21 protein-coding genes are annotated in these 23,406 nt (G+C 57.7%); 6 read left to right on the plus strand and 15 right to left on the minus strand.

Features of this window, described 5'->3' with window-relative positions; all coding sequences use genetic code 11:
* Positions 1 to 659 precede the first annotated feature (659 nt).
* Positions 660 to 1,583, minus strand: coding sequence for a LysR family transcriptional regulator (locus tag ACNAZA_RS21655; RefSeq protein ID WP_415798563.1), 924 nt, complete (start codon positions 1,581 to 1,583; stop codon positions 660 to 662).
* 162 nt (positions 1,584 to 1,745) lie between these two features.
* Here ACNAZA_RS21655 and ACNAZA_RS21660 point away from each other — a divergent pair, with 162 nt between their 5' ends.
* The 5 genes from ACNAZA_RS21660 to ACNAZA_RS21680 are packed head-to-tail and all read left to right on the plus strand — an operon-like array spanning position 1,746 to position 6,145.
* On the plus strand, positions 1,746 to 2,876 hold the full coding sequence (locus tag ACNAZA_RS21660; RefSeq protein WP_415798564.1) for an alkene reductase: 1,131 nt from the start codon (positions 1,746 to 1,748) through the stop codon (positions 2,874 to 2,876).
* Positions 2,870 to 3,838: a nuclear transport factor 2 family protein gene (locus tag ACNAZA_RS21665; protein WP_415798565.1), complete on the plus strand. Its 969-nt coding sequence runs from the start codon at positions 2,870 to 2,872 to the stop codon at positions 3,836 to 3,838. The genes ACNAZA_RS21660 and ACNAZA_RS21665 overlap by 7 nt, the downstream gene beginning before the upstream one ends.
* Positions 3,839 to 3,866: 28 nt before the next feature.
* Positions 3,867 to 4,346: a nuclear transport factor 2 family protein gene (locus tag ACNAZA_RS21670; protein WP_415798566.1), complete on the plus strand. Its 480-nt coding sequence runs from the start codon at positions 3,867 to 3,869 to the stop codon at positions 4,344 to 4,346.
* Between the two features lie 3 nt (positions 4,347 to 4,349).
* Complete coding sequence (locus ACNAZA_RS21675) at positions 4,350 to 5,423, plus strand: LLM class flavin-dependent oxidoreductase (RefSeq protein WP_415798567.1); 1,074 nt, start codon at positions 4,350 to 4,352, stop codon at positions 5,421 to 5,423.
* The gene (locus ACNAZA_RS21680; RefSeq protein ID WP_415798568.1) at positions 5,420 to 6,145 is read left to right on the plus strand and encodes a hypothetical protein; all 726 of its coding nucleotides are present in this window, start codon (positions 5,420 to 5,422) and stop codon (positions 6,143 to 6,145) included. Before ACNAZA_RS21675 ends, ACNAZA_RS21680 begins: the two co-directional genes overlap by 4 nt.
* A gap of 154 nt (positions 6,146 to 6,299) precedes the next feature.
* Here the strand turns inward: ACNAZA_RS21680 and ACNAZA_RS21685 are convergent, their stop codons facing one another.
* From ACNAZA_RS21685 to ACNAZA_RS21750, 14 genes are all read right to left on the minus strand, one after another.
* Positions 6,300 to 6,809 (minus strand): DUF1993 domain-containing protein, encoded by a 510-nt coding sequence (locus ACNAZA_RS21685; RefSeq protein WP_415798584.1) that lies wholly within the window; start codon positions 6,807 to 6,809, stop codon positions 6,300 to 6,302.
* 512 nt (positions 6,810 to 7,321) lie between these two features.
* Entirely contained in the window at positions 7,322 to 7,951 is a 630-nt protein-coding gene (locus tag ACNAZA_RS21690; protein WP_415798569.1) for an EthD domain-containing protein, read from the minus strand.
* Between the two features lie 30 nt (positions 7,952 to 7,981).
* Positions 7,982 to 8,677, minus strand: a complete 696-nt coding sequence (locus ACNAZA_RS21695; protein ID WP_415798570.1) for an EthD domain-containing protein — start codon at positions 8,675 to 8,677, stop codon at positions 7,982 to 7,984.
* A 31-nt stretch (positions 8,678 to 8,708) separates the two neighbouring features.
* On the minus strand, positions 8,709 to 9,884 hold the full coding sequence (locus ACNAZA_RS21700) for an NADH:flavin oxidoreductase/NADH oxidase (RefSeq protein ID WP_415798571.1): 1,176 nt from the start codon (positions 9,882 to 9,884) through the stop codon (positions 8,709 to 8,711).
* A gap of 122 nt (positions 9,885 to 10,006) precedes the next feature.
* Positions 10,007 to 11,194, minus strand: a complete 1,188-nt coding sequence (locus tag ACNAZA_RS21705; protein ID WP_415798572.1) for an MFS transporter — start codon at positions 11,192 to 11,194, stop codon at positions 10,007 to 10,009.
* A 169-nt stretch (positions 11,195 to 11,363) separates the two neighbouring features.
* Complete coding sequence (gene fahA / locus ACNAZA_RS21710; protein ID WP_415798573.1) at positions 11,364 to 12,635, minus strand: fumarylacetoacetase; 1,272 nt, start codon at positions 12,633 to 12,635, stop codon at positions 11,364 to 11,366.
* Between the two features lie 12 nt (positions 12,636 to 12,647).
* Entirely contained in the window at positions 12,648 to 13,958 is a 1,311-nt protein-coding gene (gene hmgA / locus ACNAZA_RS21715; RefSeq protein WP_415798574.1) for a homogentisate 1,2-dioxygenase, read from the minus strand.
* A gap of 129 nt (positions 13,959 to 14,087) precedes the next feature.
* Positions 14,088 to 15,047, minus strand: a complete 960-nt coding sequence (locus tag ACNAZA_RS21720) for an MBL fold metallo-hydrolase (RefSeq protein WP_415798575.1) — start codon at positions 15,045 to 15,047, stop codon at positions 14,088 to 14,090.
* Between the two features lie 37 nt (positions 15,048 to 15,084).
* Positions 15,085 to 15,795, minus strand: coding sequence for an ABC transporter ATP-binding protein (locus ACNAZA_RS21725; RefSeq protein WP_415798576.1), 711 nt, complete (start codon positions 15,793 to 15,795; stop codon positions 15,085 to 15,087).
* Positions 15,796 to 15,805: 10 nt separating this feature from the next.
* A complete protein-coding gene (locus ACNAZA_RS21730; RefSeq protein WP_415798577.1) occupies positions 15,806 to 17,596 on the minus strand; it encodes a branched-chain amino acid ABC transporter ATP-binding protein/permease in 1,791 nt (596 codons plus the stop codon).
* Positions 17,593 to 18,516, minus strand: coding sequence for a branched-chain amino acid ABC transporter permease (locus ACNAZA_RS21735; RefSeq protein WP_415798579.1), 924 nt, complete (start codon positions 18,514 to 18,516; stop codon positions 17,593 to 17,595). Before ACNAZA_RS21735 ends, ACNAZA_RS21730 begins: the two co-directional genes overlap by 4 nt.
* A 61-nt stretch (positions 18,517 to 18,577) precedes the next feature.
* Positions 18,578 to 19,771, minus strand: a complete 1,194-nt coding sequence (locus tag ACNAZA_RS21740) for an ABC transporter substrate-binding protein (protein ID WP_415798580.1) — start codon at positions 19,769 to 19,771, stop codon at positions 18,578 to 18,580.
* 70 nt (positions 19,772 to 19,841) lie between these two features.
* Complete coding sequence (locus ACNAZA_RS21745) at positions 19,842 to 20,615, minus strand: SDR family NAD(P)-dependent oxidoreductase (protein WP_415798581.1); 774 nt, start codon at positions 20,613 to 20,615, stop codon at positions 19,842 to 19,844.
* Positions 20,616 to 20,643: 28 nt separating this feature from the next.
* A complete protein-coding gene (locus ACNAZA_RS21750; RefSeq protein WP_415798582.1) occupies positions 20,644 to 22,401 on the minus strand; it encodes an FAD-dependent oxidoreductase in 1,758 nt (585 codons plus the stop codon).
* Between the two features lie 134 nt (positions 22,402 to 22,535).
* On the opposite strand from ACNAZA_RS21750, the gene ACNAZA_RS21755 reads away from it, so the two are divergent.
* Positions 22,536 to 23,357, plus strand: a complete 822-nt coding sequence (locus ACNAZA_RS21755) for an IclR family transcriptional regulator (protein ID WP_415798583.1) — start codon at positions 22,536 to 22,538, stop codon at positions 23,355 to 23,357.
* The last annotated feature ends 49 nt before the right edge of the window (positions 23,358 to 23,406 follow it).

Here is a 23,406-nt window from a genome sequence, read left to right on the forward strand (position 1 = left end):
CTTTTGCCAATTTACCTGACCTCAGTATCAGCCCAAACCGGTCTCATCTTCAAAGGATTGAGGTGATTTGTCATTCGTTACCAAAAAGCGGAGAGTCTGTTAGAGGCTGATCTGAGTCATTCCTGGTCCAGTGCTTGAGCGACAGCAACGACCAACACCAGCCGTTGAGGGCTGCCTGTCCTGAACGACCGCTTCACCCTTGGGACCGGCTGCTCGATTGCGCGGTTCGCTGCGTACCGGCTCGAAGGACCGCTTCTGCGTCCCCCGACAGGCTCTTGTCGATCCGCCCAACTTCAACAAATGACTGCTGTACAGTGACTATGTCTACACCGTAACCTCACGGTCTGCGCGCATTATTGGTCATTGGAGAGCCGGCGGTCCCCGCATGCCTTTCGGCTTGTTTCAGGCGGACAGGCGATGTCAGGAACATGCCGCAGTGAGACTTCAATCTTGAATGTCCACTGTCTACGCTTGCGAACTCGTGCTCTGAGCTCTCTGCGGCTACTCGCTTCATACGCCGGATCCCGTTGCAGGAAAGTAATCGTACAACGCTCGATGAAGGTCAATTCCGCCGCTGGTAGCGGATCAGCACATTGATAGTTCTTTCGTCCAGTGGCTTCGCCTTCAGCGAACAAGATATGTAGCCTTGGAAAATCCGTCTATGGCTTGAAGCCGGAGCCCTCTTTGGCCGCCTGCGCCTCAAGCATGTTGATAACGGCGCGCACCTTGGGCTGCAGGTAGTGTGACTTTGGCCAGACTACATGGATCGGCATTTCGCCGCCTGCGAAGTCTTCCAGTAGCGGAACGAGAGTACCTCGATTGAGATCCTCGCCGACCAGCCAGGTTGGCATTTGCATCACGCCACAACCCGCAAGTCCAGCAGTCAGCATGGCTTCGCCGTCGCTGAATTCGTGGCGAGCGTGAATTTCCTGATGTGCCACGCGGCCCTCCGGGGTGCGTAAAAGCCATGTCTGCTTCTGTTTACGGCGCGAACCAATGATGCAGTCTCGCTGGAACAGCTCCTCTGGCTTACGGATGAGGCCGTGCCTTTCTATATAGGCTGGAGCGGCGCAAATCACCAAGCGCTGCGTGCCAAGCCGCTTGGCTACCAGATCGCTGTCATCGCTCAGCTCTCCAATGCGCACCGAGAGGTCGTAGCCCTCTTGCACCAAGTCGACGGTACGTTCAGTAAAAGACACGGTCAGGTCAAGCTTGTCGAACTGATTAGCCATCGCCAGCAATCCCGGCAAAACATGCCTGCGCCCAAAGGCTCCAGGAAGCCCCACATGAATGCGTCCTTGGGGTGCCCTATCTTTGGGAGTGAGGCCCGCTTCCGCTGCATCCAACTCGTCGATGGCCCGTGTACAGGCGGCTAGATAAGCCTCGCCTTCAGTGGTCAGGGTGATGCGCCGCGTAGTGCGGTGCAGAAGCTTTAGCCCCACTCGCGCTTCCAGTCGGGTCACGCTTTTGGCCACCCCAGAAGGAGTCAGGCCCAGCACCTCGGACGCCGCAGTAAAGCCGCCAGCCTTGGCTGTGGCAACAAACGCATCGATGCCAGCGAAACGATCAACAAGGCCTTCCATTTTTGACTCTCATTCTTAAATGATTGGAATTAAACAAAGATTATCTTTATTTTCAAGAGGAATAAAGTATGGACTGGAATGTTCAGGAGCCGTCATAAATGCTCAGCAGGCCAAGCTCCAGCCGGCATCACCCCCGCCGCCACGTATCTCAAAAGGACAACCATGAACCCGCTTTTCACCCCGTATGACCTAGCAGGCTTGAGTCTGCCGAACCGCTTTGTGATGGCGCCTATGACCCGCTCACGCAGTGCAAATGGCGTGCCCGACGTGCTGACAGAGCTCTACTACAGCCAGCGCGCTTCGGCTGGCTTGATCATTAGTGAAGGCATTGCCGTCTCGCAAGAGGGCACTGGATACCTGTTTACGCCGGGCCTGTACACCGACGAACAAGTTGTTGCTTGGAGGCGTGTTACCGACGCGGTTCATGCTGAAGGCGGGCGCATCTTTGCCCAGCTGTGGCATGTGGGCCGCAACTCCTATGTGTCGCTGCAGCCGGGCGGCAAAGCACCCGTGTCTTCGGTGGCGCGCAGCCCCCGAGATGTGAGCGCCTATGCCTGGGCCGCACCTGGGGTGCCGGGCCATGTTCCGACAAGCGAGCCGCGTGCACTGAGCACTGACGAAGTGGTTGCGATTGTGGATGACTTTGTCGCCGCGGGCCGACGTGCCATGCAGGCGGGATTTGACGGCGTGGAGATACACGGCGCCAATGGCTATCTGTTCGAGCAGTTCATCAACGGTGAATTGAACACGCGCCAGGACCGCTACGGCGGCAACATCGACAACCGCCTGCGTCTGCTGCTTGAAACCTTTGACGGGCTGAGCGTGGCGATTGGTTCGCGACATGTCGGCTTGCGCATTTCTCCATTCGGACGCCTGTACGACATGCATCCATTCGACGACGAGAAACAGACCTGGCTTGCACTCGCTGCCGAACTGGGTAGGCGCGACCTAGCCTACGTCCACTTGAGCGATCAGCGAACCATCGGCGCCGATTGTGAGACCGCTTTCTTCGAAGATTTCCGCAAGGCCTACCCCGGCACGTTGATCGTCGCCGGTGGCTTCGACAAAACCAGTGCAGAAGCGGCTTTAAAGGCTGGCAAAGCGGATCTGATCGGTTTTGGTACCCCCTTTATCGCCAATCCGGATCTGGTGGAGCGCATCGCGAATGGGTGGCCACTGGCACAAGCCCAGCGCGATACTTTCTACGGCCTGCACGGCGCGCGCGGTTACACCGACTACCCACGTTATGCCGATCCAGCGAACCCCGCGACGGCATTGGGGCTGCAATGCTGATAGGTACAGACTCCCGCCTAGTTCTGGCAGCCTTGCGAGAGCAATTTTTCGCCGCCTGGTCACGCGGGCAGTGGCAGGATCTGACACCGAACCTGGTTGAGGATGCCATCCTGACTAGCAGCCAGCATGGAGAAGGCCGGGGCGCGACCGAATGGAGGTGTCTGCTGGCGGCCGATTCCGCTGCCCTGACATGGATGCGCACCAGCAACCACGCCGTCCTCGTCAGCAAGAGCGGACAAGCTGCATCCAGCGCCTATGTCATCGGCCTGTTCGGCAGTGGGCCGCAACAATTTCTGTTCGGCGCCAGTGTGGTTCTCCGGTTTCAGTCTCATGACCCGGAAAGTCACTGGTCACTATTCGATGCCCGCATTCAGGTGAATTGGTGCAAAGGCGATCCGTCCTTGGCGGCGCATTGGTGCAAGCCGCCGAGCGACGCGGGCTGGCAGTTGGGCGACGAACCACCGGTGATCGTCAGTGAACTGGATTCGCCGTGGGCCTTGATCGGCGATGCGCTGCCGCCCCCCAACGCGCAAGACGCTGTAAGGCAGCTCTACAGCAAATATTCATGGGGCATCGACCAAGGCGATATCACACTGCTCAGCGACAGCTACACCGATGACGCGGCCGGAGGGTTCACTCCGATGGGCCAACTGCAAGGCCGCCACGCCATCATCGGCCAGCAAAAGAGCTTCCGCCGGCATTGGCCGTGGATGCAGCATTTTGCCGACGTGTTGCGGGTAGAGCTTGAAGCCGATGACCGCCACGCTCGAATGATCGCGGCACGCGTTGTCCCAGAGCGTCCAATTGATGAAACCGGGCGCACGCTCTACGGTGCCCACTACCAGCTCCGGGTGCGGCACGAAGGCGATGGCCAATGGCGCATTTGCTGGTTTGACTACCGCCCTGGCTGGTTCACCGACGCAGAGGTCCCGACGTTCGACATAGGCGTCACCCACGCCTGATCAGCAGTAGCTTTAAGGAGCAATTTCAATGGATAACACAATCAAAGGGCTTCTCGATCGCGAAGAAATTCGGAATCTTAGAACCCTCTACGCACACCACCTCGACAGCAACAACATCGCTGCACTGGATCAGGTCTTCTCGGCAGATGCGGTAGTGGAGGTTACTGTCGGCAAGATGGAAGGCATCGCCGCCATACGGACTGGTTTGAATGATGCCTTCAAGCTGTTCGACCGCGATCACCACAGCAGCTACCCCTTCCTGCATGCGATCGTCAACCACTGGATCAAGCTGACCGGGCCGGACACTGCCGAAGGCCGCTGCTACTTGATCGATTTCGAGACAGCATCCAAGCCGGACCCCAATCCCTTGCTGCTTCTCGGCCTCTATGCCGACGAGTACCGGCGCATCAATGGCCAATGGCGCATCACACGCACCCGCCTGGAAGTTGTGTGGCCACAGCGCAATGACACCAGCGAGCGACCTGCTGACCAGAACAAGGAGGCGTAAGCCATGTCCAATCCCATAAAACTCAGCATTCTCGATTACGCGCCTGTTGATGAAGGATGTCTTGCCAGCGATGCGCTGGCTGCAACAGTGCGACTGGCACAACACGCGGAAAGCAGGGGTTTCAGCCGCTACTGGGTTTCCGAACACCACGGAATGCCGGCCACTGCAAGCAATTCGCCCGAAATACTCATGGCGCGCATCGCTGCGGCAACCCAGACCATCCGCGTAGGATCCGGCGCTGTGCTGTTGCCCAATTACAGCAGTCTGAAAATTGCCGAAAACTTCCAATTGCTCGAAGCCATGTTCCCGAACCGGGTCGATGTGGGCTTTGGCCGCGCCCCCGGTGCCGATCAGCGCACCGGCGCGGCGCTGAATGATGAAAAAGGAAGGTCGATTCCCTATCCGCAGAAGGTGACGGACCTGCTGGGCTTCTTGACGGGAAAGCATGCACTCGATTCGCGCTATGCCGGCATGCGCGCTCAACCAGAAACGCCCGATAGCCCACAAGCCTTTGTGCTTGGTGCATCCGGATCAACCGCAGAGTTCGCTGCCAAGGAAGGTCTTGGCTTCACCTTTGCACACTTCATCAACCCAGGCAGTGATGGTCCGCAAGCCGCCAATGCGTACCGCGCCGCTTTCGAGCCCACAGATTTTTCAGCCAAACCGTCGGTGATCGTTTCGATCTTCGTGGCAGTCGGTGAAACCGAGGCTGAAGCCAGAGAATTCACCGATGCCTTTCACCTTTGGCTCATGTATGCTGAGAGCGCGAAACCGTTCAATCGGGTCCCTTCGCTTGCGACTACGCGCGCCCACCAATGGACACCCGCAGAACGGGCGATGCGCGAGCGCAACCATGGCCGGCTGATCTCTGGCACCGCCTCCGAGGTCGTGGCGCAACTGCATGATCTCGCTAGTGCCTATGGCACTGACGAAATCATGATCAATCTCATGATGCCGGGAGAATCTGCACGACTGAACGCCATCGACGCCATCACCGAAGCAGTGGTCTCAGCAACGAACTCAGCGTCGGCGAAAGGCTCCGCCGCCAAGCCAACAACAGAGGAAGCATGCGCATGAGCCAGGCACTCATCAACGCAAAGACACCGATGCTCAACCAGTATCATGTCGCACTGCACCTCGCGCACCGCTGGTTCGCCTTTTTGGAAGCGCCAGGAGGCGATCTCGACACACATCTGAAGTTGTTCCATCCGCACGTGCGACTCTCCGGTAGTCGGGGAAGCCACCTGTTCGCGCGCGACCACGAAAGCCTCAAGGCCTGGTTTGCTGCCGTGCCCGATAAGATCAGTTCACACCACATCGTGCATTCCACATATTCAACCGCCAACGATGACAGCGGTGAAGGCTTGCTGAACATGGTTGTGGCCTACCAAGCAACGGTCGAATCGGGTGTACACGGATCGATCATCAGCTACCAGACACGGATTGAATTCACCCCAGGTGGCGCAAGATTCATTACGCTCGACAAGACTCCGATCCTTCCCAATACGAAACTCGACTACGAAACATCTTGGTCGACGAACCGCGTATTGGCGCTGGTGTACGCCACACTCGCTGGTATCACCGTGTCAGACGGGAAGTTGCGAGCCGCGTTGGGAGGCGGTGTGCACCAGGTATTCGTCCACACCACCGCCCCCGAGGCGAGCAGCGCGTACGAGGCATTGGTGACCAGCAGCAGTGGCAATCCGGCTGCGACCCAGGCGGTGCGTCTGAAACTTACTGATGACGTTATGGCGACCATGCCGACTATCGAGCAGATAGAGGTACTGACTCTGAAGTGAGTTGTGTTGATTTCCACACAAGACTGACCTCGGAGGCTAGTAGGTCACTGCTGGAGGAATATCAAGAGATAGTGCCTCCATCCACCGTTGGCTGGAATTGCATAGCAACGGTGGCTCCATCGATTGGCAGTGGCCGAGAGTGGCGCCTCTCGTATCAATAAGCACCCATATAGTCGCGCTTACCAATCTCAATACCGTTGTGGCGCAAGATGGCATAAGCGGTGGTTACGTGGAAGAAGAACTGCGGCAGACCATAGTGCAGAAGATATGCACTGGCGGTCAGCTTCTTTTCCTTAGGCGTGCCGGGGCGCAGTACGATCTCGCGGCTCTCGCTGAGATCAAATTGCTCAGCCTTGAAGGATTCAAGATGGGCCAGAGCCTTGGCGAGCAATGCTTGCAGGTCGGCGAAGCTGACCTCGGTGTCGGGCCAGGATGGCACCTCGGCACCAGCCAGACGAGAGGCAATGCCCTTGGAGAAGTCTGAGGCGATCTGTACCTGACGTATGAGTGGAAACATGTCGGGAAAGAGTCGCGCCTGCAGCAGCGCATTGGGGTCGATACTTTTTTGCGTCGCGTGGTCTTCAGCCTTCTTGAGCACATCAGACAAGGCGCGCAACATCTGCAGCATGACGGGAACGGAAGCGTTGTACAGCGGGCTAGTCATAGTGAATTCACTTTTCAAATTGGGCACGATGGCCGGGACTGGCATGGCAAAGACCCTGCCGACTATGGAAGGCTAACAGCAAAAGGACTAACCATCACGTGCACATCATGAGGCCTGACATTGACTCCAAGATGTTAGTAAATCACGGGAATCAGCACGTTACCGTGAGCATTCAAGTTGTGGATGGCAGGGATGCGACCGAAGCAGGCGAAAATCGGCACGGATTCCATTGCGCTGCGGGATGTGGGTAGCCTCCGGTACTGAGAGTCCGTCCTTGGCTGCGTGAACCGACGCTACTCGTGTGTTCGCTGCACCAAAGTAGTGCTGAACCGCTCGTTCGGACAACGACGAGCCTGTTTTCGCATTCACGCGCCAGACAGACAGGTGTAAGGACATGCTGGAGTACAGGAAGGTGCTGAACTATTTCCCGGCTTCTGTGATTTTCAACTGCCACGCATTTTGGGAATTCCTCACCTTTCTGCGAACCAGTGGCACAGGCCCCTCTGAGAGCGTTATTTGATTCGCAACTGGTCGATGAGATAGGCGACGCCGTCAGTTGTACGCCTCTCGATGACACTGCGCAGCTCAGACTCCGGCTCGAACGCCTCATGCGCCTTGGCAACGTTCTCAAACCAGGCAGTGACGAAGCCACTGGGCGGCGACGGCTCCGACCAAAGTCGCTCCCGCTTCGCAGTCGAAGCCGTCCAGTTGAGGGCGACTCTAGTTCCAGTGGTGTCTGCAACGCGCGCCAACTCGGACCATAGCGTGCTTCGGACTTCGGCTTGTCCGTGAAAGGGAATGAGCACCTTCACGAATTCGCCATCAGGTTCTTCTCCCTGGACGTCTACAACGCAAAGGGTCCATCCCTTAAGGAAGAGTGGCTCATCCGCAGGAATGAACTTCTTGCCGACAGTAGAAACCTGCGCAAGACGCATTGCCTCAGCATCAGCAAAGAAGAGCTCCACGATACCGTCGACATTGAAGGCAGGCGCACAACCGCTCGCCCAAATCACCTTCTCGACACGGTTGTGGGTATATTTGGAGATGCCATCCATCCCCAGCGCGAGCTTCGCATGTGGACCAGCCCAATATGCCCTGAAGTCACTGATGGCCATCCCATCTTTCTTGGCCAGAAGGGTCATTCTCTTCATCATTTGGCGACCTCGTCAGTGCTACAGAATTTGCCGCTCTTCAACCACGAAGGCGGTGATTTCTGAGAGAAATGTCTTGGCGTGAGCCATCGTTTCCTTGCCTTGCGGCGAGTTGAAAGTGGCTTCAAGCGTCGGGACGTCCTTGAACCACAGCTCGACAATCCCGTCGATAGGAAACTCTTCATAGCTGTTTGGCTTGCCCTTCGAAAGCTCTCGAGTAACGATGACGTTCTGGCGGTAGGCGCTGACTCCGGACATCTTGCGTACGAAATCACCGTGGACCTTCCATTCGCGCCGGAAGTCCGATTCGCTCATGTTGGGCAGCCGTTTGATAATGGACATTCGTTTCAATAGTCTGGAGCGCTCCTCCGTGGCAGGCACCGGAATGACAACCGATTGTTCGGCTGTTACGATGTGCAGTTCTCCAATGAAATGACGCTCATCCTTGATGAGCTCGGCAGCCATCCCACTGTCATTAAATGCATGGTCAGACTGCTTGGCATCGTCGAACGAAAGTTGCGAAAAGCCATCAAGCTCCCAAGGGCCCCGCGCGAACTCAATACCTCGCTGAAGGCGGTCGACCACCGGGTTTTGCCAGTACTCGCGGAGGTTCGGCGCCTGTCGTGCGAGTGCTCCGTGCTGTTCACGCCAATAAGTACTGAACTCCTCGAATGTCCAGTCGGCCCTTTTGCGAATCAAGCCCATTCGTACGGTCATAAATGTGTCCCTTTCCTTCTTTTTATTTCATTTAATTTGAAGATGAAGTCTGCTTCTCAGTAGCTTGTTCACGAGCTCGCGCTAAGCCGGGCGCACGCTTGGCCAGCCACACGCCATGACGGACGGGCCAGCGTTGGTACTTCGGGTCTACGCCGAGCGCTGTCGCAGCGTGGTGGGCCCAGTAGGGGTCAAACAAGGCCTCTCGGCCTAGGGCTACAAGGTCGGCCTTGCCCTCCTGAAGCACCGCTTCAGCCTGGCTAGCATCCACAATCATTCCGACAGCCTGAGTACGAACATTGGCCTCATGACGGATGCGCTCCGAGAACGGCACTTGGAAACCCAGGCCACGAGGAACGGGAAGCGCGCGCGTCTCCTCTGTGAGGCCACCGGACGAGCAATCGATGACGTCCACGCCTAAATGCGCCAGTTCGCGAGCGAGAACAACCGAGTCGTCCAAACTCCATCCGTCGACGCTGCCATCGACAGCTGACAGCCGGCAAAACAGGGGCTTGTTCGCTGGCCAAGCATCGCGGACTCGAGAGGCGACTTCCAACGCCAGCCTCATACGACCGGCCAAGCTGCCGCCCCATTCATCGTCCCGATGATTCGAGTTCGGTGAAAGGAAACTCGCAACTAAGTAGCCATGACCGAAATGCAGTTCCACGGCATCGAAGCCCACCTTGTCTGCACGCACGGTCGCATCAACAAAGCGCTGGATAACGTCTTCAATATCTTGCGCATCCATTGCACGAGGCGCTGTCCAGCCGGGCCCCGCTGCAAGCGCGCTAGGGCCTAGCCGCTGCCAAGGCTCTGCATCAGCTCTCATTTCTTCATCGCCCAAGGCTGCGCCGCCTTCCCACAGGGGCTGGCTTCCTGACTTGCGGCCGGCATGAGCAAGCTGGACGCCTATGGCACCATCGTTGGAATGAACAAAGTCGACCACGGCTTTTAGTGGTTCGATTTGGCGGTCATCCCATAGGCCAAGGTCGGCGGTACCGATACGGCCGCGCGGGTCAACAGCCGTACTTTCGGTCAAGATGAGACCAGCACCGCCAAGAGCGAATTTTCCGATATGCACCATGTGCCAAGGCGTCGCGCATCCAGCGTCAGCGGCATGCTGGCACATGGGTGAAATGACGATGCGGTTCTTCAACACCAGCTCTCGAAGCTTCAAGGGTTGGAAGAGCATCGGGTCTGTAGTGGTCATGATGTGACTCAGAAAAGTTTAGGAATTTGATGAAGAACGGGCTGGCTGCTGCCTCGTGCCATTTACAAGGGGCACCTGGACCGCCACGGCCTGGTACCAGCCGGTATTCGAAGCCTCAACACTCATGGATGACCTCGCCGTTTGACAAGAACCGCAAACGACAAACCAAGCACCAGAAGCCCAATGGATGAAACCAAGAAAACGGCTGGTGAGGCGTAGCGGTCTACCAGCCAAGCGGCGCCAAGAATTCCAACTGACTGGCCGAGGAAGAGGCTGCAAGCAAACAATGACACCGCGGTTCCTCTCGCCCACGGCGCCATCTGCGTCGCGTTTGTTTGCAATGTGTTGTGTAACGCATAGAACCCGAAGCCGGCTACGAGGCAGGCGGGAGGTACGAAGTACCAACTGGGTGCAACGGCAATCGTGCCGAACGCGAGCGCAGCTCCAGTGGCGCCAATGCACGCTATGCCCGACTCTCCCCACCTTCGCAGCATCCGCCTTGCGGTCCGGCTATATATCAGGCCTCCGACGCCGTAAAGGGCAACCAATCCACCCGCAGCCGGCATGGAAAGACCGAAGCGATGGTGCAGGTCGCTTGGGATGAACGCCAGGGCGCTGAATGCCAGTGCCCCCTCAATCGCGGTGACGAAGAGAACAACCTTAGGCCAGCGCGAACCCACCACGGAGCGCATGGCATGTAGAAGGCTGATTTGCGTGCATTGCTTGACACCGTGTTCGGAAAAGACCCGGCTAATGAGCAACGCGCCACAGGCTAAGAAAATGGTGGCCAACCCGTAAAAAGCTAAACGCCAACCCACGGTCTCAGCTAGGACGCCCCCTACCCACTGGCCGGCAATCATCCCGAGGACCGTTGCGCTGAGCAGTTGTGCAAGAACTGCCTGGCGGTCTTCGTACGACACGCTGTCACCTATCCAGGCCATGGTGAGCGGAACGATTCCGGCAGCTGCTGCGCCTGACAAGGCACGACTCGCAACCAGCCATTCAAGGTTCGATGATGTGGCTGCCAATACGCTGCCCGCAGTACAAGCCAAGGTAGCCAGTCCGATGACTCGAACCTTGCCGTATCGGTCGCCAAGTGAGCCGTAGAACAACTGCAGGACCCCGTATGCCAGCGCGAATGCGGAAATGGTCTTCGCTGCCTGACCAGCTGTGACGCTGAACTCCAGGGCAAAGGCTGGGAGCATGGCGTCACAGATTCGCATCGAGGCCATGCTCGTAAATGCACAGCATCCCACCAGCCAGAGTTTGTCTGACCAATCGTTGGAGGCTGCAACTTCCGACTTATGCATGTCTTCTCCCCTGGCGCGCTCTTGCCCATTCACTGCAGGGTCTGACAAGGAGTGGTTCGACGCTGGCGAACCTGCATATCGAACTGATAAGGCGCATTAACCCGCCCGCCATCGCGGCTGTCTAGTCCGATGCCATGGCTACTGCCTGCTTGAACGGGACGGGGCTGTTTCATGGCGCCACCACGGTCCCAGAGCACTCGCCCAAGCCAATGCGGGTTGCACCATCGGTTTCGCACCAGCCGCGTAGGATGAGGGTGTCTCCATCCTCCAAGAAGCTACGCACCTCGCCGTTTGGAAGTGTGATTGGGTTCTTGCCGCTGACCGTGAGTTCCATCAGGGACCCTGCCTCGGTCGACTCTGGGCCGGACAGCGTTCCAGAACCGAGCAGGTCACCCGGCTGGAGATTGCAGCCGTTGACAGTGTGATGGGCGACCAATTGCGCAGGTGTCCAGTAGGCAGCTCGACTGGTATTGGTTGCGGACAGGCGCACAGGGGCCTCGCTCGCTTCGCGCATCTTGGCTGTCTGAAGCAAGACCTCAAGCGAGATGGAAAACGCCACTCTGGCACGATTAGCCTCGTCTTCTAAGTACGGAAGGGGCTGTGGGTCTTCTGCAGCCCTTTCAAACGCTGCTCGAAAGGGAGCAAGCGCCTCCATGGTCACCATCCATGGCGAAACGGTGCTGGCAAAGTTCTTGGACAGAAATGGACCGAGGGGTTGGTACTCCCAACCTTGAATGTCGCGTGCTGACCAGTCGTTGAATAAGGTCACGCCAAAGAGGTGCGACTCCGCATTGCCAATATCGATTGGCTCTCCTTGCTCGTTGCCTGCGCCGACAAACCAACCCAGCTCCAGCTCGTAGTCCAGGCGCTTGGACGGGCCGAAGGAGGGAATTAGGGCATCAGGTGCTTTCGTCTGGCCGCGGGGGCGCTTGAACGTGCTACCGCTCACGCGAATGGAAGATGCACGACCGTGATATCCGATGGGTATCCATTTGTAGTTGGGCAACAGCGGATTGTCCGGCCGGAACTGCTTGCCAACGGTCGTCGCGTGATGAACGCTTGTGTAGAAGTCTGTGTAGTCCCCCACGCGGCACGGCACCGTGTACTCGCACTCGTCTTGCGGTACTAATGCACTCGTCCATAGCGGATGTTGTGAACTGCCTTCGCGTAGTCCTTCGGAGAGCTTACGCCGAAGCAATTGCCGCGCCTCTGGCGAAGCTGCCATCACGCAATTCATGTCGTCGGTATCTATAAGGCCTACGGCGCGCAAGTCCAGTACCTGGTCGCCTATGGCAACGCCAATCTTCCATCCGCTCTCGATTCCTCTGAGCTTGAAGCGCCCGAAAGGAAGGTTCTGTAGCGGGAAGTCACAGCCAGTCTGGTTTGCAGAGACAACCCAGCTTTTGAGCTTGGGGTCGTGCGTGGTGTCGATGTCGTACATATCTCTTGGCTCTCAGTCAGGCTTGAATTGGTCTTTGAGGCCAGCCCAGCAGTCGGCGTAGTCCTGGTCTAATGACGCAGAGTTAAGTGCAAAGGCGGTTGGAATAAACCGGAAGCGGCTCTCGAACATGAAGGCCAGTGTGTTCTCGAGTTTTTGAGGTTTCAGGTCGACATGGCTGGCCTTGTCGAAGGCTTCTTCGTCGGGGCCGTGTGGAACCATGGCGTTGTGCAAGCTCGCGCCACCTGGCTTGAAGCCGCCCGGTTTGGCGTCGTACTCGCCATAAACCAGCCCCATAAATTCGCTCATGAGGTTGCGGTGGTACCAGGGTGGACGGAAGGTGTCTTCCATCACCAACCATCGCGGCGGGAAGATGACAAAATCGCAGTTGGCCGTGCCAGGCGTGTCACTGGGCGACGTGAGCACAGTGAAGATGGAAGGGTCCGGGTGGTCGAAGCTGATGGACCCGATGGTCATGAAATTGACCGTGTCGTACTTCACTGGCGCCAAATTCCCGTGCCAAGCCACGACGTTGAACGGTGTGCCTTTGGTCGGTGCACGCCAGAAACTGCCGCCGAATTTCTTGACCAATTCATAGGGAGCGTTCTCTTCCTCGAAGGCCGCCACAGGCGCGAGAAAGTCTCGAGCGTTCGCGAGGCCATTGGACCCAATAGGGCCCAGTTCGGGAAGGCGAAACTGGGCACCGTAGTTCTCGCAAACGTAGCCACGGGAAGGGCCATCCGGAACTGCTACCTTGAAAGCTATGCCACGGGGCAGAACGACAATTTCTCCAGGCTTGACGTCCAAGACGCCAAGTTCAGTCGTGATGACCAGGCGCCCGTGCTGGGGAACGATAAGCAATTCGCCATCGGCGTTCACGAATGCGCGCTTATCCATGGACTTGGTCGCCAAGTAAATCAGCGAGCCAACGCCCGACTGTGCATTGGCATCGCCATTGGCTGCAAGCGTTCGTATGCCATCAATGAAGTCGAGTTCGGCACCGGCCTCAAAGGGAATGGGATGCCAACGCATTGGCTCCGGCGCTACGAGCGTTTCGCGGTCCCCACCTGTTGTCCAAAAGGGCTGGCGGTATGCCTCATATCTCCCGGCCACCACCGATGGTTGGCGTCGGTACATCCAGGTGCGACGGTTCTCATGCCTAGGCGCAGTAAAGGCGGTTCCAGAAATGAGTTCGGGGTATAGGTCGAAAGGTGCCCTTTGCGGGCTGTTGCGCCCATGGGGGAGAGCGCCAGGCGCTGCCTCAGTGGCATATTCGTTGCCGAAGCCACTTTGGTAGCGTCTCTCCGAGCTCAGACTGTCATTCATGCTTTACTCCTGCACAGGTCTTGCGGGCCGGCGACATCCTCGAATATAGGGACGAGCCGACCCATTCGCGCCAACCCAAAGGTCAGCGCGGCCGAAAGAACGAGTTTTCTGTAGGCTGGTGGCCGGGCCTTAGCCCTCCAGCGTCTTCCACATCTCAACATCGCGCTCTGCGGTCCAGATGCGCGGGTCAGCGTACTTCGTGGCTTCGTCATAGCAGCGCGTCACGTCGAACGGCATGCAATGGTCGAAGATGACCCAATGTCCATACTTGGGCTTCAGGGCTGCGAAGGTATCCTTGTAGACGGCGTTCAAGTCCTTGCCAGCAGCCACGCCCCGTTGGACGTTCGAGTAAACGTCGGCGATGAAGTCACGCGTTTCCGTCAAGCCCTTTTCGACGTCTTCGGGTGTCGTCAACGCCGCACCACGACCTGGAACGAGAGCCTTTGGCTTCAACGCAGCCAAGTTATCGAGGGTCTGCGGCCAGTCCTTGAAGTAGGCATCACCTGCATACGGGGTCGCACCGAACTCAACCAGGTCGCCCGAAAGCAGGGCTTTTTCTTGAGGCAGCCAGACGATGGTGTCACCTTTGGTATGACCGCGGCCGACTTGCAGGAGTTGCACCTCCAACTTGCCCAGCCAGAGGGTCATCTTGCCGGTAAAGGTCATGGTCGGCCAGGTCATGCCTGGGGGCACCGTTTCGACGTTGCTGAACAGACGTGGGAAACGGCCAATTTCGCTGGCTTTGTCCTGCTCGCCGCGCTCGACGATGAGGTCGTAGGTGTCCTGGCTCGAGATGATTTGCTGGGGCTTGTAGGCGCTGGCACCGAGCACACGCACAGCGTGGTAATGCGTGAGCACCACGTACTTGATGGGCTTGTCTGTCACTTCGCGGATACGGCGAATGACGTCGGCAGCCATTGCGGGTGTCGCTTGTGTATCTGCAACCAGCACTGCATCGTCGCCAATGATGATGCCAGTGTTCGGGTCGCCCTCAGCGGTGTACGCCCAGGCGTGCTCCGAAATCTGGCTGAAGGTGACTTGCTTTTCTTCCAGGTCAGCTTGGCTGGCGAATTTCTTGGTCTGAGTCATGGGACTTCCTTAAGTGAATATGCGGGGTGAGGATTGGTCAATGGGCACCGAGGTACGCGGCCTTTACCTTCGGGTCGTTGAGGAGCTCTTTTCCAGAGCCTTCAAGGGTGATGAGCCCCGTCTCCAGTACGTACGCCCTGTCGGCAACGCCCAGTGCTTGCTTGGCCATCTGCTCTACGAGCAGGATGGTCAATCCCGAATGACGCAATTGCCGGATGGCTTCAAAGATGTCTTTGATGATGAGAGGTGCGAGACCCAGCGAAGGCTCATCCAAAAGGAGCAGGCGCGGCTCGCTCATGAGAGCTCTAGCGATTGCTAGCATTTGCTGCTCGCCTCCGGATAGCGTGCCGGACAGCTGGTTCTGTCGTTCACGAAGGCGGGGAAACCGCTTGAACTCGCGCTCAATGGCCTCTTCAATGGCCCTAGGGTCGCCTTTGCGGGAGTACGCGCCCAACATGAGGTTCTCGCGCACTGTCTGGTCGGCAAAAACGCCGCGGCCTTCTGGCGACATCGCCACTCCAAGCCCGACCCGCTTGTGCGACGGGACGTAGGTGCATTCCTTCCCGTCGATATAGATGTGGCCTTCCTTGACAGCTTCGAGACCAACGATGCTTTTGAGCAAGGTGCTCTTGCCCGCACCATTGGCACCAATGATGGTGACCACTTCACTTTTGCGTACCTCTAGGCTTACTCCTTTGACTGCCTCAATGGCACCGTAGGACACCTTGACTGAATTGAGTTTCAACATAGTCTTGTCCTCACGCAGTTACGAGCGCTTCGACAGGCTCTGACTCTTCATCAACGCCGAGGTAAGCCTCGACAACACGCTTGTTGCACTGAACTTCTGCAGGCTTGCCCTCGGCAATCTTGATGCCATAGTCCAGCACGATGACGTGGTCAGATACCGACATGACGAGGTCCATGTGGTGCTCGACCATCAAGATGCTTACCCCGCATTTGCCGATGCGTAGCAGGAGCTGTCCGAGTTCGGCGGTCTCCTGAGGGTTGAGACCGGCGGCGGGCTCATCTAACAACAGGAGCTGCGGCTCCGTTGCCAGAGCGCGAGCGAGTTCAGCGCGGCGCTGTAAGCCATATGGAAGGCTGCCAGCTGGCTGATGCGCCAGATGCGACAAGTCCACCAGTTCAAGCAACTGCAACGCGCGGTCACGAGTGATGCATTCCTGCTTCCTTGCACCAGGCAATGCCACCAGAGAGGACAAGAAGCCATTGCTCATGCGCGTGTGGCGACCTAGCATGACGTTATCTAGGACCGAAAGGTCGGCAAAGAGCCGCAGGTTCTGGAATGTCCGGCCCATGCCCATTCGGCAAATCTGGTGCGCCGGCGTGTCGGATATTTCCTTGCCGAGGAACTTGATGGAGCCAGAGGTTGGCTTAACCACGCCCGTCAACATATTTATCATCGTGCTTTTGCCGGCCCCGTTGGGGCCAATCAGCGCGTGGATGTGACCTCGCTTTAGGCGGAACGACACGTTCTGAGCAGGCTTGACACCACCGTATGCCTTGGTGACGCCGTCGACCTCGAGTAGGTCACCGCTGACGTCGGGGCCGATACGCGTAGTTTTGGGCTGGGTCGCTGTCTTCACGGGTTCGACCTTTCCCTTGCGCTTGAAAAGCGAATTCAGCACGCCAGTCACGCCACTAGGCATAACGTAAAGCGCGAAGAGCAGTAGAAAGCCGTAAAGAAAATGCTGCGCCGACGGCCAACGAGCCAGGGCCGCATCGATGCTGGTCAGGATGATGGTTCCAACAAGCGGCCCAAACATAGAACCCGCTCCACCAAATAGAACCAGCAGCAAGATAAAAATCGACAGGTGGAAAGTGATGAAGTCAGAGTTGATGTACTGGTTCTGCTGAGCAACCAAGGCGCCAGCAACTCCACACGTCACAGCGGCCACCACGAAGGCAATGACCTTGGCTCGGTATACCCGGACGCCAACGGAAGAGGATGCGATTTCGTCTGCCTGCAGTGAAAGCAGAGCTCGACCGAAGCGCCCATGAAGCAGGTTGCGCAGCAGGAGGTGGGTGATGGCGCACAGCACTACCCCCAACCAGACCCACTGTTGCGTCGTCAGCGGCTGGTCATTCCAAGTGATGGGACGGATGCCGTAGATACCTTGGGCGCCACCAAACACTTCTGTCCACTCGCCTACCAACTTTTCGACCACGATGCCGAATGCCAGAGTCACCATGGCCAGGTATGGACCTTTGACGCGCAGAGATGGCAATGCAATCAGGACACCACACACGCCAGAGATGACAGCGGCGGTCACAAGGGCGAGCCAGGGATTGATGTCGGTCTTAGTTGTCAGCAGAGCCGCCGCGTACGCACCAGCAGCGAACAGACCGGCTTGACCCAGAGACTTCTGGCCCGCGAAGCCGACTAGGACGTTCATGCCGGCAGCACAGAGGTAATAGACGCACATCATGAAAATGATGCGCAGGTAGTAGTCGTTGCCAAAGAAGGAAGTGGCACCGATAACGGCCGCAGCGGCAACCGCCACGCCGAGGAAATGTTGACCGTGCTTCATACCTTCTCCACCAGGGGCTTACCGAAGAGGCCGGTTGGCCGGAATGCCAGGACCAGGATGACGAGGGCAAACACCGCGACTTCACGCCATTGCGCCGACCACAGATTCACCATGGATTCGAGTACCCCAAGTGCGAAACCGCCGATGACGCAGCCACGCGGGTTGCTCAGGCCGCCAATCATTGCGCCCGAGAAGCCTTTGAGACCTACCGTGAGGCCCATAAATAGGGATGCTTGGGCGATTGGAGCCAGTAGGAAGCCGGACAGGCCGGCCAGCGCCGAGCTAACAACGAAGGCGCCAATCATGACGGCGTTGGTATTGATGCCCATCAGGCTTGCGACGTTTCCGTTCGCTGCCACTGCGCGCATGGCCTTGCCGACCATGGTGCGATTCATCACCCAGTCAAAAGCAATCATGATGACGATGGCCACGCCAAGCATTAGCAGTTCCTGTGGGCGAACGCCGACACCGATAAAGCGGATGACTTCATCACCTACAGGTCCGGGCACAACTACAGGCTTGGGGCCCCAGATGGCTAGTCCAATGCTTTGCAGAATGACGCCGAAGCCGAGCGTGCTCATTACCCATGCCATTCCTGGGCGTCCAGCGAATGGACGAACACCCACTAGGTACAAGACCCAACCCAGCACACCCATGATGCCCAGCGCGGCGGCCAACGCCAGCAACTGAGCGGTTGCGCCAGGTAAAGCCGAACCAAAAGTCGTCGAGCTCACGGGTAGACCCAGAACCAGGAAGAGAGCGCTCATGCCAATGAATGCACCCGCGGACACGAACTCGCCGTGCGAGAAGTTCAGAGTCTTGGTTGTCGTGAAAGTTATGCTGAAGCCCAGAGCCACCAGCGCGTAGGCTCCGCCCACGGCCAAGCCGCTGAGAATCGCTTGTAAGAGCGCCTCTACCATTTTTGTCTCCGAGTGATGAGCGTGGGAGCTGCGTCATGCAGCCCGGCATACGCCTACTTTGTTATTGCTTGAAGTCTGCAGTCGTCAGGGAGCTAACGATGAAGTCGGTGTACGGCAGCAGCTTGCCGTCCTTCCAGCGAATCCATACCAAGTCCTTTGCGGTCAGTGCTTCATGGTTGGTCTTGCTGAACGGTTTATCGTAGGTTTTCAGCACACCCTGTACAGGTGTCTTCAGGTCCTCAAGGGCAAGGCGAACTGCACCACCGTCAAAGCTATTGGCTTGTTTGACTGCTGCGGCGTACAGCAGTACCGAGTCATAGCCGTGCAGCGCGAAGGAAAAGGAGCCAGGGGCCTTCAGCTTGGAGCCCACGCGCTCAAACAGCTTCTGCTGCACAGGTGTGCGGGCCTCGCTCACTGTGCGCAAAAAGATGGGCTTTTCGGCCAGCGTCTTGCCAGCAGCGTCATAGAAGGTGATGTTGTCCGCAGCCCATGAAGTCAGCACCAGAGGGAAGTAGTTAATCTTCTCCATGCTGCGCACAAGTTGGGCGATGGGAGTGCCTTGAGCCCAGACAACAATCGTGTCGACGCCAGCGGACTTCATCTTGCCCAGCTGCGATGTCATGTCTGTATCTCCTACACCGAACTTTTCGGTGGCGGCAATCTTGATATTCCCGAGCTTGGCGATATCTTCCATATCTTTCAGGCCACCTTGGCCATAGCCGGTTGTCTCGGCCATCAGGCCGATGACTTTCGACTTTGCCACGTTCTTTTTCACGTAGGCCATCAGGGCCGCAACCTGCTCGCGGTCTACCATGGAGACGCGGAACATGTAGTTGTCAGCACTAGGGCTCATGGACTTGGTGATATCTGTGCCCGAACTCACGTTGCCAATAACGGGCACCTTCTTCTGGTTGGCGATGTGCTTCCAAGCCATCGCGTTGCCGGAGTTGGTTGGACCGAACACCGCAGCGACCTTCTCGCTGTCAATGAGTTCGCTCATGTTCTGAATCGACTTGGGCGGAGCTGAGGTGTCATCGCGCGTCACCAATTCAACCTTCTTACCGAGTAGACCGCCGTTTGCGTTGATGTCAGCAATCGCAGCCTCCATGCCAAGGACCGCAGCCTGGCCGCTTTGTGCCGAAGGCGAGGCTGACAGGTCACCGTTGTAGCCGACCTTAACTTGCGCACTCGCAGCCGCTGCAGCGACCAAACCTGCGGTCAGGATGGTGCGCTTGAAGAACGAAGGAATACTCATTGCAGTCTCCAATTGAAATGTTATTGACTCTTTGGGTCAGGGGTTGCAGGCGTGGGAAACCTTGTTCTTGTTAAGCTAGGAAGCCGCCGTCAATTGCGAGGGTCACTCCCGTGACATATGACGCCATGCCCGACGCAAGAAACACGACAGGACCAATGAGCTCCTCCGGCTGACCGACGCGCCCCATTGGCGTGCGCATCATGAATTTCTCCAGACGCTCGGGAGCTTCACGTGTGTAGGAAGTCATGGGTGTGTCGATAACGCCCGGGGCAATGGCGTTCACGCGAATGCCATCCTTTGCAAGCTCGACAGCAAGAGCCTGCGTCAACATCTTGACGGCACCCTTGGACGGTGAGTAGCCGACGACATTCGGGATGCCAGTGGTCGAAGCGATGGACGCGACGTTGATGATGGCGCCCTTGGTTTTGCGCAGCGCGCTTAGCCAGGAATGTGATGGCAGAAAGGTCCCCATGACGTTGACGTCTAGGGTGCGCTGCAGGTTGGTGGTCACCTTCGGGCTGTCCAACCCTTCGCGGATGATGATGCCGGCGTTGTTGACCAGGATGTCGATGTTGCCGACTTCATTCGCGGTTGCGATGGCAAGCGCATCGCACTCATCGCGGGAGGTCACGTCCAGCTTGTAAGCGTAGGCCTTTCCGCCGACTTCGTTAATTTCTGCTGCAGCGGACTTTGCATTGGCTTCGTTGAGGTCGGTGACGATGACCTTGGCACCAGCCTTCGCCAGACCTTTGGCGATAGCCTTGCCATTGCCCTGGCCTGCGCCTGTGACCAGTGCCAGACGTCCGCTCAGAAGTTGCGGCGCAATCTGTTCGGTGATTTCCATTTCTCGCTCCTTGATGCAGTTGTACTAATCAGGCGGCGCGGACACGCTCACGCTGCTGGACCTGTTGATTGACGGTGCCGCTCGAAAGGTTCGGCCGCTTAGCAAGGGTTTGGCCCACGACATAACCGAAGGTGAGAGCGGGGCCCAGAGTGATACCTGCGCCCGGGTAATTACCACCCATGATGCTGGCGGCGTCGTTGCCCACTGCATAGAGGCCAGGGATGGCCTGTTGGTCTTGGTTCAAGACCTGGCAGTGCTCGTCCGTCGCGAGGCCTGCGAACGTGCCAATTTCCCCCACCACCACCTTGATGGCGTAGAACGGACCGCTCTGGATAGGAGCCATGCAGGGATTCGGCGTGACCAGGGAGTCGCCTTGAAAGCGGTTGTAGGCGGTGCTGCCCTTGTCGAACTTGGTGTCCTTGCCGCTGCGTGCGTCCTTATTGAATCGCTCGACTTCTTGCTGCAATGCGGCCTGAGGCACGCCAATGGTCTTGGCGAGGTCCTCCAGGCTGCTGCCGCGCTTCAGGTAGCCGCTTTTCAAGTGCTTGCCGATGGGCAGAGGGAATGGAGCAACAGCACCCAATCCGTACTCACGCAGATGCTTGTGGTCACAGATGAGCCAGGACGACACTTCTTTGAGGCCCGCGCATGCTTTGACGAGGTCCTGAATGAAGTCGTGGTACGAAAGCGCCTCGTTGGTGAATCGCTGACCGCGTGGGGTAACGGCGATGACGCCAGGCTTTGCACGGTCAATGAAGTGCGGCATAACTCCTTCGGAACCATCCTTGCGTCTCGTCACTGACGTTGGGCACCAGGCTGCAGCATTCGGAATGGTGGAGTCGACCCAGCCACCAACGGATTCGCCAAGGCGCAGACCGTCACCGGTATTCAGTGCCGGTGAGGGCGTGAAATGTTCATGGCCGGTCGGAGCGTGGGGGAAGAGCTGCTTACGACGTTCGATGTCGTAGGGGAAGCCTCCGCAAGCCAGCACGACACCCTTGCGCACGCGGACCTGGACTGGAGTGCCTTCGTGAATGACATTTGCGCCGACCACAACGCCGTTTTCCTCGGTAAGGCTGTTCACCGGGGAGTCCAGCCAGACAGAGACGTTTAGGTCCATTCCAGCCTTAGCCAAGCGGCCGGCCAGAGCATTTCCGTTGGTCAGAGTCATTCCCCGGCCGTGGCGCACCACGTCGACAAGATGGAAACCAAAGCGCTTGGTGACGTACCAGAAGGACTCAAGCGACTTAAACGCACGCAGGAAGTGCCAAAGTTCTTTGCCTGAGCCCAGCATCATTCCGAAGACCGTCAGCTCGGGGACAGGTGGAGCCAGCTTGTTCACTCGTTCGCCAAGTTCCCGGGCATCGAAAGGGCGGGTGACCATGGAGCGGCCACCGGGCTGACCGCCAGGTGCCTCTGCGTGGTAGTCGGGAAAGACCGGTGGCATGTCGAATTGGACACAAGTCTTCTCTGTAAAGAAATCGATGGCTTTCGGACCATTCGCCAGAAAGGCGTCGACGCGAGCTGGGTCAAAGTGAGTGGTTGCCTCGTGTTCCAGATAAGTGCGAGCAGCTCCGACGGGCTCACTAATGCCCTGCTCTTTAGCCAGCTTGGTATTGGGAATCCACAGCCATCCGCCAGACCTGGCGGTGGTACCTCCGTAGAGAGACGCCTTGTCGACTACCAGCACCTTTAGGCCTTCGTAGGCAGCGGTGACTGCTGCCGACATCCCTGACGCGCCGGTACCCACTACCAGCACGTCGTACTCGGTTTCCTGCTTGCTCATGACCTTCGCTCCTTGAGATGGGGGCAGCATTTGCTGCTCCGATGGCGTTAGTATTGTGCTAACGCATCTGCTATAAACAGATGGTTTACCCTAATCTAAGAAAGTAGTTAGAATCAAATTATTAGGAGGTACCAATGAGCGAACTTGCGACCGAAAACGCAGACGCCAGTTCTGAAAAGGAACGACGCGGTATTCAATCGATAGAGGCTGGTGGCCAGCTTCTGCTCGCGCTTGGCAGGCACGCACGGCCGATGCCGCTGAGGGAGCTCGCCAAAGCTGCTGACATGGCGCCAGGGAAGGCCCATCCTTACTTGGTGAGCTTCGGCAAGTTGGGATTGGTGACTCAAGAGGCGTCGACCGGCTACTACTGGCTTGGTCCGACGGCAATGCAGCTGGGCTTGGTGACACTGAGGATGCTGAATCCGGTACGTGAGGCCACGCCCTTCGCCGAAGCACTGGCCCGGGAGACTGGCCACAGCGTTGCTTTGTCTGTCTGGGGAAATCAGGGGCCAACCGTAGTGTTCTTGTTTGACGCGATTTATCCCTTGCACACCAATATCCGCACGGGTACGGTGATGTCGCTGGCCGGTACTGCGACGGGTCGACTCTTCGCCGCTTATCTGCCTGCCAAACTCATTGAGGAATCACTGGACGAGGACGAGCGGCGATTAGGGCCGGACATCGCCACACCCATAGACCGCGATGAGTTGCAGACTCTGGTTAACGAGGTCCGCAAGCACGGTGTGTCCCGCTCCATGAACAACCCGACGCCGGGCGTTTGCTCTTTCTCTGCGCCGGTTTTCGACTACTCAGGCAACATTGTGTTAGGTATCACGCTGATGGGCCGCTCGCGCTCTTTCGATACGAGTTGGACCGGCACACAAGCCATAGCGGCGAAGGCGTGTGGTGTGGAAGTGTCCCGTCGTCTTGGTCACCAGCCACTCCGCCTAAGCTAATCGTTCGTCAGGCCTTTCGATGTCTGCTTGACGATGTGCAAGCAGGCAT

Source organism: Comamonas aquatilis, from assembly GCF_965139575.1.
Classification (GTDB): Bacteria; Pseudomonadota; Gammaproteobacteria; order Burkholderiales; family Burkholderiaceae_C; genus Comamonas; species Comamonas aquatilis.